The organism is Aquipseudomonas guryensis, from assembly GCF_014164785.1.
GTDB classification, from domain to species: Bacteria; Pseudomonadota; Gammaproteobacteria; order Pseudomonadales; family Pseudomonadaceae; genus Aquipseudomonas; species Aquipseudomonas guryensis.
Genome location: NZ_JACJFN010000001.1, coordinates 258,353 through 269,775, shown reverse-complemented (window position 1 = coordinate 269,775; position 11,423 = coordinate 258,353). Strand labels below are relative to the sequence as shown.

Sequence of the window (11,423 nt, the reverse complement as noted above, 5' to 3'; positions counted from 1 at the left end):
TCGCCATGAACATTGCCAATCCCACGCCCCACACTTCGCCGGCCTCGCTGTACCAGGCCTGGCAGCGCCTGCGCGCCGAGCAGACTGGGCTGCGTGCCCGCGACGCGGCCGCCAGGCTGGGTGTCAGCGAAGGTGAGCTGACCGCCAGCCGCCTGGGTATCGATGCCGTGCGCCTGCGTCCGGACTGGGCCGCGCTGCTGCCGGCCCTCGGTGAGCTGGGCTACATCATGGCGCTGACCCGCAACGAGCATTGCGTGCACGAGCGCAAGGGCCATTACCGCGATGTGTCGGTGCTGGCCAACGGGCAGATGGGCCTGGTGGTGTCGGCCGACATCGACCTGCGCCTGTTTCTCGCTGGTTGGGCCAGTGTGTTCGCCATCGCCGAAGACACTGCCCGTGGCACCCAGCGCAGCATCCAGGTGTTCGACCGCCAGGGCGTGGCCGTGCACAAGGTGTTCCTCACCGAAAGCAGCGAGCTGAGCACCTGGGCGCCGCTGGTCGAGCGTTTCCGCGCCGAGCAGCAGAGCGCCGGGCTGGATCTGCAGCCGCTGGCCGAGCGCCCTGCGCCGCGCGCTGATGCCGGGGTGGATGTCGCTGCCCTGCGCGCCGACTGGGCCGCGCTGCAGGACACCCACCACTTCTTCGCCATGCTCAAGCGCCATGCGCTGACCCGTACCCAGGCCCTGCGTCTGGCCGGTCGCGAGTGGGCCGAGCCACTGGACTGTGCCGAGCTGCCGAAGCTGATGGAGGGCGCCGCCAGTGGCGAGGTGCCGATCATGGTGTTCGTCGGCAACCCGCACTGCATCCAGATCCACTCCGGGCCGGTGAACAACCTGCGCTGGATGGACAGCTGGTTCAACGTGCTCGACCCGGCGTTCAACCTGCACCTGAAAACCACCGGCGTGAGCGAGCTGTGGCGCGTGCGCAAGCCGAGCAGCGACGGTGTGATCACCAGTTGGGAAGCCTTCGATGCCGATGGCGAGCTGGTGCTGCAGCTGTTCGGCGCACGCAAGCCGGGCATCCCCGAACGTACCGACTGGCGGGCTCTGGCGGAAAGCGCCGCAGCCCTGGGCGAATAAGGGGAAGACCAATGCATTTGGGCAAAATGATGGCCGGCTTGTGTGCCGGCCTGCTGTTCAGCTCGGTGCTGGCGGCCGCCGAAGCTTTGCCGCAACGCTGGGTCAGCGCCGGCGGCTCGCTCAGCGAGTGGGTGGTGGCCCTGGGCGGTGAGGACAAGCTGGTCGGCGTTGATAGCACCAGCCAGTACCCGCAGTCCCTGCGCCAGTTACCAGGGGTTGGCTACCAGCGCCAGCTGGCTGCCGAAGGCGTATTGGCCCTGCGTCCGGACCTGTTGCTCGGCAGCGAGGAAATGGGGCCGCCGCCCGTGTTGGAGCAACTCAAGGCGGCCGGCGTGCAGATCGAACAGCTCTCGGCGCAACCCAGCCTGAGCACCCTGGAGCACAACCTGCAGCGCCTCGGCCAGTTGCTCGGTACGCCGCAGCAGGCCAAGGCCAGCATGGATGCCTACCGCAAGCGCCTGCAGCGTCAGGCCGCCTGGGTCAATCAGGCGCAGCGCGAGCAGCAGGCGCCGCGGGTGCTGATGTTGCTTGGTCATGCCGGCGGCAACATCATGATGGCCGGCAAGGACACCCTGGCCGCCTGGCTGATTACCCAGGCCGGTGGGCATAACCTCGGCGAGCATCAGGGCTACAAGCCGATCTCCAGCGAAGCGCTGCTTGCGCTGGATCCGCAGGTGGTGATCTTCGCCGACCGTAGCCTCGCCGGGGACGCCGCGCGTGCCGCCCTGCTCGAACAGAACCCGGCCCTGGCGCAGACTCAGGCCGGCCGTGAGGGGCGCCTGCTCGATCTCGACCCGACCTTGCTGGTCGGCGGCCTGGGCCCGCGTGTGCCGGATGCGCTGGCGGTACTGGCGGCAGCCTTTTATCCTTCCGCGCACCCCCTGACTGCCGATAACCGCCCATGACCGTCATTGTTCGACCTCGCCCGTTGCTGATCGGCCTGGGCCTGTTGCTGCTGCTGGCGCTGTGGCTGTCCCTGGCGCTGGGCCCGGTCAGCCTGCCGCTGGCCGACACCCTGTACGCGGCGTTGCGCCTGCTAGGTGTGCCGCTGGAGGGCGAGGATTTGCAGCAGGCCGAGCTGATCCTCGGGCAGATCCGTCTGCCGCGCAGCATGCTCGGCCTGGCTGTGGGCGCCGTGCTGGCGCTGTCCGGGGTGGCCATGCAGGGCCTGTTCCGCAACCCGCTGGCCGATCCCGGTCTGGTCGGGGTGTCGGGCGGTGCGGCACTGGGTGCGGCCATCGCGATTGTCGGGGGTAGCTACCTGGGCGGCCTGCCGCCAGCCTTCGCCCCGTATCTGCTGTCGGTCTGCGCCTTTGGCGGCGGGCTGGCGGTGACGGCGGTGGTCTACCGTTTTGGCCGCCGCGACGGGCAGACCCATGTCGCCACCATGCTGCTGGCCGGGGTGGCGATGACCGCCATGGCCGGCGCCGGGGTGGGCCTGTTCACCTACCTGGCCGACGACGCCACTCTGCGCAGCCTGACCTTCTGGAACCTCGGCAGCCTCAACGGCGCCAGCTATTCGCGGTTGTGGCCGCTGCTGCTGGTGACGGTCGGCGTGGCCCTATGGTTGCCGCGGCGGGCGGCGGCGCTGAATGCGCTGCTGCTTGGCGAGTCGGAGGCGCGCCACCTGGGTTTCGATGTCGAGCGGATCAAGCTGGAGCTGGTGCTGTGCACCGCCTTGGGCGTCGGTGCCGCCGTGGCAGCGGCCGGGCTGATCGGCTTTATCGGCCTGGTGGTGCCGCACCTGATGCGTCTGCTGGTCGGCCCCGATCACCGCGTGCTGCTGCCGGCCTCGCTGTTGGCCGGCGCCAGTCTATTGCTACTGGCCGATCTGGTCGCCCGCCTGCTGCTGGCGCCGGCGGAACTGCCGATCGGCATCGTCACCGCGCTGCTCGGCGCGCCGTTCTTTCTCTATTTATTGGTACGGGGGCGCACCTGATGCTGCAGGCCAACAACCTGGCAGTCCAGCGCGGCCCTTGCACCGTGCTGGCGGATATCGACTTGCAGCTGCGCCCCGGCGAAGTGCTCGGCGTGCTCGGCCCCAACGGCGCCGGCAAGAGCACTCTGCTCGGTGCCCTGTGTGGTGAGCTGGCGCCGGCCCAAGGTGAAGTCAGCCTGGATGGCCGGCGCCTGGCCGAGTGGTCCGGGCAGGCAAGGGCGCAGCGCCTGGCAGTGCTGCCGCAAAGCTCGACGCTGAACTTCGCCTTCGCGGTGGAACAGGTGGTCGCCATGGGCCGTCTGCCCCACGCCAGCGGTCGCGTGCGCGATACCGAGATCGTCGCGGCCGCATTGCAGGCGGCGGATGCCGCGCATCTGGCGGGGCGCAGCTACCTGGCGCTGTCCGGCGGTGAACGCCAGCGCGTGCACCTGGCGCGGGTGCTGGCGCAGTTGTGGCCGGGCGCAGCGGGGCAGACCCTGCTGCTCGACGAGCCGACTTCGATGCTCGATCCGTTACACCAGCACACCACCCTGCAGGCGGTGCGCGACTTTGCCGGGCGTGGTGCGGCAGTCATGGTGATTCTGCATGACCTCAACCTGGCGGCGCGCTATTGCGACCGGCTGCTCCTGCTGCAAGGCGGGCGCCCGCATGTGCTGGGCACGCCGGATGAGGTGCTGAACGCCGTTGCCTTGGAGGCGGTATTTGGTCTGCAGGTGCTGATCCAGCGCCATCCCGAGCGTGGCCATCCACTGATCGTGGCGCGCTGAATATTTTTGTAGGAGCCAGCTTGCTGGCGATCGGGTTGCATACCGCTGATCGCCAGCCAGCTGGCTCCTACATGGAAGCAATTTGATGAAGGACGAATGATGCGAATCCTGTTGCTCTGCTGTATGGCCCTGCTGGCCGCCTGCCAGTCCCGTGGCGTGCTGCCACCACCTGCGCCGATTGCCTCCGAGGGGCGTGATCATCCGCAGCTGGGCCAGATCGTCGAGCTGGCCAGTGGTGAGCGACTGACACCCGAACAACTGGTCGAGCGCCTGGCTAGGGCGCCACGCCTGCTGGTCGGCGAACAGCACGACAACCCGGACCACCACGCCCTGCAACTCTGGCTGCTGCGTGAACTGGCCGCGCGGCGTGCTCAAGGCAGCCTGCTGCTGGAAATGCTCACGCCCAGCCAGCAGGCGCGAGTGGATCAGGTGCAGGCGCAGAGCCGCGCCGGTAACGCCCCGCGCGACCTGATCGGCGCACTGGCCTGGCAGCCGGGCTGGGACTGGTCGCTGTATGGGCCATTGGTCAGTGAGGCGCTGCGCCAGCCCTATCCGCTGCTGGCTGCCAACCTCGAGCGCAGCGAGATCATGGCCATCTACCAGCAGCGGCCGACGCTGCCGAGCGGCGCGGCCACCGCGCCGGCGGTGCAGGATGCGCTGTTCGCCGATATCCGCGAGTCGCATTGCGGCCTGCTGCCGGAAAGCCAGCTGCCGGCCATGCTTGCCGTGCAGCAGCAGCGCGACCGGCGCATGGCCGAGCGCCTGCTGGCCGCACCGCAGCCGGCCGTGTTGCTGGCCGGGGCCTTCCATGTGCGCAAGGACCTGGGTGTACCGCTGCACTTGAGCGACCTGGGGGCCGGGCAGGGCAATGCGGTGCTGGTGCTGGCCGAAGTCGGCAAGACAGTGGCGGCGGACAGCGCCGACTACGTCTGGTACACCGCGGCCATGCCAGTTCAGGATCACTGCGCCAAGCTGCGCCGCTAGGTGCACTCTGCGCATGCACAACGAGTGGCCCAAGAAAAAGCCCGGCATCTGCCGGGCTTTTTCTTTATTCGTTGCTTTGCGGGGGCCGCACGCCGATCTCGGCGATCAGCTCCAGGGTTTCGCCACCGCGTAGAACGCCGATGGCCACCTTCTCGCCGGGTTTGGCACGCGCCACCTGGTTCATCGAGCGACGCCCGTCGATGGCCGCTTCGCCGTCGATGGTCAGGATCAGGTCGCCTGGCAGCAGGCCGGCCTTCTGCGCCGGACCGTTGCGGTAGATGCCGGCGACCAGGATGCCCGAGTGGCTGCCGAGACCGAAGGATTCTGCAAGCTCCGGGGTCAGCGGTTGCACCTCGATGCCCAGCCAGCCACGGATCACCTGACCGTTCTCGATGATCGCCTTCATCACCTCGGTGGCCAGCTTCACCGGAATGGCGAAGCCGATGCCCTGGGAGCCGCCGGACTTGGAGAAGATTGCGGTGTTGATGCCGATCAGGTTGCCGTGTGCATCGACCAGCGCGCCGCCGGAGTTGCCAGGGTTGATCGCCGCATCGGTCTGGATGAAGTCCTCGTAGGTGTTCAGGCCCAGTTGGTTGCGCCCGGTGGCGCTGATGATGCCCATGGTCACGGTCTGGCCGACGCCGAAGGGGTTGCCGATGGCCAGGGTGACGTCACCGATGTTGATCTGATCGGAGCGGCCGAGGGTGATCGCCGGCAGGTTCTTGAGGTCGATCTTGAGCACCGCCAGGTCGGTCTCCGGGTCGCTGCCGATCACCCGTGCCAGGGTCTCGCGGCCGTCCTTGAGGGCGACGATGATCTGGTCGGCGCCGGCGGTGACGTGGTTGTTGGTCAGCAGGTAGCCTTCCGGGCTCATGATCACCGCCGAACCCAGGCTCGACTCCATGCGCCGCTGCTTGGGCAGGTTGTCGCCGAAGAAACGCCGAAAGGTCGGGTCGTCGAGCAGTGGGTGGCCGGACTTGCTCACCACCTTGGTGGTGTAAAGGTTGGCCACGGCTGGGGCGGCCAGGCCCACGGCCTCGGCGTAGGACACCGGGCCTTCCTGGGCGATACCGTAGCGCGGCGCCTGGCGCAGGTTGACGTCCTGGCTGGGCAGACCGACCCATTGCGGGTAGCGCTGGATGATCAGCAGCGCCAGCAGCAGGCCGACCAGCAGGGGCCAGCCATAGAAACGCAGGGCCTTGAGCATTGAGGGGGAATCCTGAGGGTTGCGGGGGCCTGGGACGGCCCTTAAGGTGGCGGCATTATAGAGTGGCACCGCCGCAGAAGGCAGTGCCCGCAACAGCTTGTGAGGAATCAGTATGGCTATCGCGCTGCGCACCCTGGTCGAGGAAGCCGACCGCTTCCTGAATGCCGCACGAATCAGTGATTACTGTCCCAACGGCCTGCAGGTCGAGGGCCGGCCGCAGGTGCGGCGTATCGTCAGTGGAGTCACCGCCAGCCAGGCGCTGCTCGATGCCGCGGTGGAAGCCGAGGCGGATGTGGTGCTGGTGCACCACGGTTATTTCTGGAAAGGCGAGGACGCCTGCATCACCGGGATCAAGCGCCGTCGCCTGCAGACCCTGCTGAGCAACGATATCAGCCTGTTGGCTTACCACCTGCCGCTCGACCTGCACGCCGAGGTTGGCAACAACGTACAGCTGGCCCGCCAGCTCGATATCACCGTAGAAGGCCCGCTCGATCCGAACAACCCGAAGATCGTCGGTTTGCTCGGTTCGCTGGCCGAGCCCATGAGCGCGCGCGACTTCGCCCGTCGGGTGCAGGAAGTGCTTGGCCGCGAACCGCTGCTGGTGGAAGGTGAAGGCATGATCCGCAAGATCGGCTGGTGCACCGGTGGCGGCCAGGGCTACATCGACAATGCCATTGCCGCCGGGGTCGATCTGTACCTGACCGGCGAGGCCTCGGAGCAGACTTTCCACAGCGCCCGCGAGAATGACATCGGCTTTATCGCTGCCGGCCACCACGCGACCGAGCGCTACGGAGTGCAGGCGCTGGGCGACTATCTGGCGCGCCGTTTTGCCGTGGAACACCTGTTTATCGACTGCCCGAACCCCATCTAAGAGCCTGTCCACGATCTCCTGTCCGTCGGCCATACTGCGTTAAAAACAGGCTCGGAAAGCGGCTTGCCGCTAACGCGCTTTAGCGCGACCCGAAGGGCGAGTTAAACGAGTCATGCTCATTTACAGCTCGTAAACTGCGCTTCCTCGCCTGTTTTTGCCTTGTCTGGCTCTAGTCCAAAAGATCGTGAACAGGCTCTGAAGCGCTGATTTTCCGGGCATAAAACTAGAATATTTCGTTCTAAGTAGCCGCCTGAATAGAAGATGGTGCTGTGCTAGAGTGCGCCCTCGTCCACGGCCCGCCGGCCGTTCACTCCCAGATCTGTGACTAGCCATGCTCGATAAACTGACGCACCTGAAACAGCTCGAGGCGGAAAGTATCCACATCATTCGTGAAGTGGCCGCCGAATTCGACAACCCGGTGATGCTGTATTCCATCGGTAAAGATTCCGCCGTGATGCTGCACCTGGCGCGCAAGGCGTTCTTCCCGGGCAAGCTGCCGTTCCCGGTGATGCACGTCGATACGCGCTGGAAATTCCAGGAGATGTACCGCTTCCGCGAGAAGATGGTCAACGAGTATGGCCTGGACCTGATCACCCACATCAACCCTGACGGTGTGGCGCAGGACATGAACCCCTTCACCTACGGCAGTGCCAAGCACACCGACGTGATGAAGACCGAAGGCCTCAAGCAGGCGCTGGACAAGTACGGTTTCGACGCCGCCTTCGGTGGCGCGCGCCGCGACGAGGAAAAGTCCCGCGCCAAGGAGCGCGTGTATTCCTTCCGCGACAGCAAGCACCGCTGGGACCCAAAGAACCAGCGTCCCGAGCTGTGGAACGTTTACAACGGCAAGGTCAAGAAGGGCGAGTCGATACGCGTATTCCCGCTGTCCAACTGGACCGAGCTGGACATCTGGCAGTACATATATCTGGAACAGATCCCGATCGTGCCGCTGTACTTCGCTGCCGAGCGCGAAGTGATCGAGAAGAACGGCACGCTGATCATGATCGACGACGAGCGTATCCTCGAGCACCTGTCGGACGAAGAGAAAGCCCGTATTACCAAGAAGATGGTGCGTTTCCGCACCCTCGGTTGCTACCCACTGACTGGTGCGGTGGAGTCCACGGCGACCACGCTGACCGACATCATCCAGGAAATGCTCCTGACCCGTACTTCCGAACGCCAGGGCCGCGTTATCGACCATGATCAGGCCGGGTCGATGGAAGAAAAGAAACGTCAGGGCTACTTCTAAGGATTCCGCACCATGAGCCATCAATCCGATCTGATCAGCCAGGACATCGTTGCATACCTGGCCCAGCACGAACGCAAAGAGCTGCTGCGCTTCCTCACCTGCGGCAACGTCGACGACGGTAAGAGCACCCTGATCGGGCGCCTGCTGCACGACACCAAGATGATCTACGAAGACCATCTGGAAGCCATCACCAAGGATTCCAAGAAAGTCGGCACCACCGGCGATGAAGTGGACCTGGCCCTGCTGGTCGACGGCCTGCAGGCCGAGCGCGAGCAAGGCATCACCATCGACGTGGCGTACCGCTATTTCAGCACCGCCAAGCGTAAGTTCATCATTGCCGACACCCCCGGCCATGAGCAGTACACCCGCAACATGGCGACCGGTGCCTCCACCTGCGACCTGGCGATCATCCTGATCGACGCACGCTACGGAGTGCAGACCCAGACCAAGCGCCACAGCTTCATCGCCAGTCTGCTGGGCATCAAGCACATCGTCGTGGCCATCAACAAGATGGACCTCAAGGGCTTCGATCAAGGCGTGTTCGAGCAAATCAAGGCCGATTACCTGAAGTTCGCCGAAGGTATCGCGCTCAAGCCGACTTCGCTGCACTTCGTGCCGATGTCGGCGCTGAAAGGCGACAACGTGGTCAATAAGAGCGAACAGTCGCCCTGGTACACCGGCCAGTCGCTGATGGAAATCCTCGAGACCGTGGAAGTCGCTGGCGACCGCAACTTCGACGACCTGCGCTTCCCGGTGCAGTACGTCAATCGCCCGAACCTGAACTTCCGTGGTTTTGCCGGCACACTGGCCAGCGGCATCGTGCGCAAGGGCGACGAAGTCATCGCCCTGCCGTCGGGCAAGGGCAGCAAGGTCAAGTCCATCGTCACCTTCGAAGGCGAGCTGGAGCAGGCCGGTCCGGGCCAGGCGATCACCATCACCCTGGAAGACGAAATCGACGTGTCCCGTGGCGACATGCTGGTGCATGCCGACAACCGCCCGCAGGTGGTCGATAGCTTCGACGCCATGCTGGTGTGGATGGCCGAGGAGCCGATGCTGCCGGGCAAGAAGTACGACATCAAACGCGCCACCAGCTACGTGCCGGGCTCGATTGCCGGCATCGCCCACCGCGTCGATGTGAACACTCTGGAAGAAGGGCCGGCGAGCAGCCTGCAGCTCAACGAGATCGGCAAGGTCAAGGTCGCCCTCGACGCGCCGATCGCCCTCGATGGTTATGCACAGAACCGCACCACCGGCTCCTTCATCGTCATCGACCGCCTGACCAACGGCACCGTCGGTGCCGGCATGATCATCGCCGCACCGCAGGCTCATCCAGCTGGCGGTCACCACGGCAAGCTGGCCCACGTCTCCACCGAAGAGCGTGCTACTCGCTTCGGTCAGCAACCGGCCACCGTGCTGTTCAGCGGCCTGTCCGGCGCCGGCAAGAGCACCCTGGCCTACGCCGTGGAACGCAAGCTGTTCGACATGGGCCGCGCGGTTTATGTGCTGGACGGCCAGAACCTGCGCCATGACCTGAACAAGGGCTTGCCGCAGGACCGTGCCGGGCGTACCGAGAACTGGCGTCGCGCCGCCCATGTGGCGCGTCAGTTCAACGAAGCCGGCCTGCTGACCCTGGCCGCGTTCGTCGCCCCGGATGCCGAAGGCCGCGAACAGGCCAAGGCGCTGATCGGCAACGAGCGTCTGCTCACTGTCTACGTGCAGGCTTCGCCTGCCGCGTGCCGTGAGCGTGACCCGCAGGGGCTGTATGCCGCCGGTGGCGACAACATCCCCGGTGAGTCCTTCCCGTACGACATCCCGCTGAATGCCGATCTGGTGATCGACACCCAGAGCCTGTCGGTGGAAGAGAGCGTCAAGCAGGTGCTCGATCTGCTGCGTAGTCGCGGCGCGATCTAAGTCGCCGCAATCAAGAAAGCCCCGCCTGGTGCGGGGCTTTTTTGTGCGCGGTGGTTTTTTTGATTGTTCCCACGCTCCGCGTGGTAACGCAGTTACAGACGCTCCGGGGCTGCGGGGTACGCTGCATTCCCTGATCAGGTTCCACGCAGCAGTGTGGGAACCATCGGGCATAAAAAAGCCCCGCAGCGGCGGGGCTTTTTCTCGGCGGTTAAGCGCAGATCAACGCTTGAGGCCGAAGGTTTCGTCCAGCGTACCCGGGGCATCCGGCGCTTTCGGCGCGTAGTCCTTGGGCATTTCGTTGTTTTTCGGCGGGGTCAGGCGTTCGCGTTTCTCGTTGCCTTCGTCGGTTTGCAGGGCGGCGAGCAGGCGTTGGCGGGTCAGCTCGTCGAGAGCCAGGCGGTTGGCGCCTTCGGACAGGTGTTCCTGCACTTCCTGGTAGCTCTGGGTGAGTTTCTTTACCAGGCTGGCGGTGGTGTTGAAGTGGGTCACCACTTCGCTCTGGTAGGAGTCGAAGCGCTGCTGCATGTCATCCAGCTGGCGCTGGGTGCGACTGGGCGCGGCGTTGGGCAGCAGGCGCGCCACCAGAAAGCCAATGGCGATGCCTGCCAGCAGGGCGATGGCGGGGAGCAACCAGGGCGTGATCGTCTGTTCCACGAGTCCTTCCTCTCTATACGGCTTTGCTTTACGGTAGCGGCTCCAAACCGCGCTGTATACCGCTTGCGAGCCGTGTTGTGCGTTGTGCCTAACCAAGACGTGTCGACCCGATCCGGGGTCACGGAGTTCCCGCAGTTGATCCGCGAAACCCCTCTCTCCCTCGATGGCCCCTGCGGCCCGCTGGAAGCCCTCTATCTCGACGTGCCGGATGCCAAGGGCGTGGCGCTGATCTGCCATCCCAATCCGGTGCAGGGTGGCACCATGCTCAACAAGGTGGTCTCCACCCTGCAGCGCGCGGTGCGCGACATGGGCTACAGCACCCTGCGCTTCAATTACCGCGGCGTCGGTGCCAGCGCCGGCAGCCATGACATGGGCAGTGGCGAAGTGGATGACGCCGAAGCGGCCGCGCACTGGCTGCGTGCCCAGCAGCCGCATTTGCCACTGATCCTCTGTGGCTTCTCATTTGGCGGCTTCGTCGCCGCGGCGACTGCCGGGCGCCTGGAACAGCAGGGCATTGCCGTCGAGCGACTGTTCATGGTCGCCCCGGCGGTGCAGCGCCTGCAGGCGCCGGAGCGTCTGCCGGACGGTGGTGAGCTGGTGGTGATCCAGCCCGAGCAGGACGAAGTGATCGATCCCGAGCTGGTGTACGCCTGGTCCACCGGCCTGCCACGTGCCCACGAGCTGCTGAAAGTGGCAGAATGCGGCCACTTTTTTCACGGCAAGCTGCCCGAACTCAAAGACTTGGTTCAACCTCGTCTCTAA

General features: G+C 65.4%; 11 protein-coding genes. 9 read left to right on the top strand and 2 right to left on the bottom strand.

All coding sequences use genetic code 11. The features are described from left to right. The first annotated feature begins 5 nt into the window (after window positions 1-5). The 5 genes from H3H45_RS01265 (at window position 6) to H3H45_RS01245 (ending at window position 4,769) form a co-directional block, all read left to right on the top strand. Window positions 6-1,079 carry a hemin-degrading factor gene (locus H3H45_RS01265; protein WP_182831951.1) on the top strand — a complete coding sequence of 358 codons (1,074 nt, stop codon included), beginning with the start codon at window positions 6-8 and terminating at the stop codon, window positions 1,077-1,079. An 11-nt stretch (window positions 1,080-1,090) separates the two neighbouring features. Next, the gene (locus H3H45_RS01260) at window positions 1,091-1,984 is read left to right on the top strand and encodes a heme/hemin ABC transporter substrate-binding protein (RefSeq protein WP_182831950.1); all 894 of its coding nucleotides are present in this window, start codon (window positions 1,091-1,093) and stop codon (window positions 1,982-1,984) included. Then, complete coding sequence (locus H3H45_RS01255) at window positions 1,981-3,018, top strand: FecCD family ABC transporter permease (RefSeq protein WP_407926666.1); 1,038 nt, start codon at window positions 1,981-1,983, stop codon at window positions 3,016-3,018. Before H3H45_RS01260 ends, H3H45_RS01255 begins: the two co-directional genes overlap by 4 nt. Further along, window positions 3,018-3,785 carry a heme ABC transporter ATP-binding protein gene (locus H3H45_RS01250; RefSeq protein ID WP_182831949.1) on the top strand — a complete coding sequence of 256 codons (768 nt, stop codon included), beginning with the start codon at window positions 3,018-3,020 and terminating at the stop codon, window positions 3,783-3,785. The genes H3H45_RS01255 and H3H45_RS01250 overlap by 1 nt, the downstream gene beginning before the upstream one ends. A gap of 99 nt (window positions 3,786-3,884) precedes the next feature. Further along, entirely contained in the window at window positions 3,885-4,769 is an 885-nt protein-coding gene (locus tag H3H45_RS01245) for a ChaN family lipoprotein (RefSeq protein WP_182833101.1), read from the top strand. Window positions 4,770-4,833: 64 nt separating this feature from the next. On the opposite strand, the gene algW is transcribed toward H3H45_RS01245, so the two are convergent. Then, complete coding sequence (algW, locus tag H3H45_RS01240) at window positions 4,834-5,976, bottom strand: Do family serine endopeptidase AlgW (RefSeq protein WP_182831948.1); 1,143 nt, start codon at window positions 5,974-5,976, stop codon at window positions 4,834-4,836. 112 nt (window positions 5,977-6,088) lie between these two features. Between algW and H3H45_RS01235 the strand changes: the two genes are divergently transcribed. The 3 genes from H3H45_RS01235 (at window position 6,089) to cysN (ending at window position 10,007) form a co-directional block, all read left to right on the top strand. Further along, window positions 6,089-6,847 carry a Nif3-like dinuclear metal center hexameric protein gene (locus tag H3H45_RS01235; RefSeq protein WP_182831947.1) on the top strand — a complete coding sequence of 253 codons (759 nt, stop codon included), beginning with the start codon at window positions 6,089-6,091 and terminating at the stop codon, window positions 6,845-6,847. A 331-nt stretch (window positions 6,848-7,178) separates the two neighbouring features. Next, on the top strand, window positions 7,179-8,096 hold the full coding sequence (gene cysD / locus H3H45_RS01230) for a sulfate adenylyltransferase subunit CysD (RefSeq protein ID WP_182831946.1): 918 nt from the start codon (window positions 7,179-7,181) through the stop codon (window positions 8,094-8,096). A 12-nt stretch (window positions 8,097-8,108) separates the two neighbouring features. Beyond that, window positions 8,109-10,007, top strand: coding sequence for a sulfate adenylyltransferase subunit CysN (gene cysN / locus H3H45_RS01225; RefSeq protein WP_182831945.1), 1,899 nt, complete (start codon window positions 8,109-8,111; stop codon window positions 10,005-10,007). Between the two features lie 219 nt (window positions 10,008-10,226). Here cysN and H3H45_RS01220 read toward each other — a convergent pair whose 3' ends face one another. Beyond that, complete coding sequence (locus H3H45_RS01220) at window positions 10,227-10,661, bottom strand: YhcB family protein (protein WP_182831944.1); 435 nt, start codon at window positions 10,659-10,661, stop codon at window positions 10,227-10,229. A gap of 138 nt (window positions 10,662-10,799) precedes the next feature. Between H3H45_RS01220 and H3H45_RS01215 the strand changes: the two genes are divergently transcribed. Further along, complete coding sequence (locus tag H3H45_RS01215) at window positions 10,800-11,423, top strand: alpha/beta hydrolase (RefSeq protein WP_182833100.1); 624 nt, start codon at window positions 10,800-10,802, stop codon at window positions 11,421-11,423.

What these genes read in the sequence shown, in the direction of transcription:
- H3H45_RS01250 (WP_182831949.1), top strand. Translation starts at nt 3,018, where the DNA reads ATGCTGCAGGCCAACAACCTGGCAGTCCAGCGCGGCCCTTGCACCGTG.
- cysN (WP_182831945.1), top strand. Translation starts at nt 8,109, where the DNA reads ATGAGCCATCAATCCGATCTGATCAGCCAGGACATCGTTGCATACCTG.
- H3H45_RS01245 (WP_182833101.1), top strand. Translation starts at nt 3,885, where the DNA reads ATGCGAATCCTGTTGCTCTGCTGTATGGCCCTGCTGGCCGCCTGCCAG.
- cysD (WP_182831946.1), top strand. Translation starts at nt 7,179, where the DNA reads ATGCTCGATAAACTGACGCACCTGAAACAGCTCGAGGCGGAAAGTATC.
- H3H45_RS01235 (WP_182831947.1), top strand. Translation starts at nt 6,089, where the DNA reads ATGGCTATCGCGCTGCGCACCCTGGTCGAGGAAGCCGACCGCTTCCTG.
- algW (WP_182831948.1), bottom strand. Translation starts at nt 5,976, where the DNA reads ATGCTCAAGGCCCTGCGTTTCTATGGCTGGCCCCTGCTGGTCGGCCTG.
- H3H45_RS01260 (WP_182831950.1), top strand. Translation starts at nt 1,091, where the DNA reads ATGCATTTGGGCAAAATGATGGCCGGCTTGTGTGCCGGCCTGCTGTTC.
- H3H45_RS01265 (WP_182831951.1), top strand. Translation starts at nt 6, where the DNA reads ATGAACATTGCCAATCCCACGCCCCACACTTCGCCGGCCTCGCTGTAC.
- H3H45_RS01255 (WP_407926666.1), top strand. Translation starts at nt 1,981, where the DNA reads ATGACCGTCATTGTTCGACCTCGCCCGTTGCTGATCGGCCTGGGCCTG.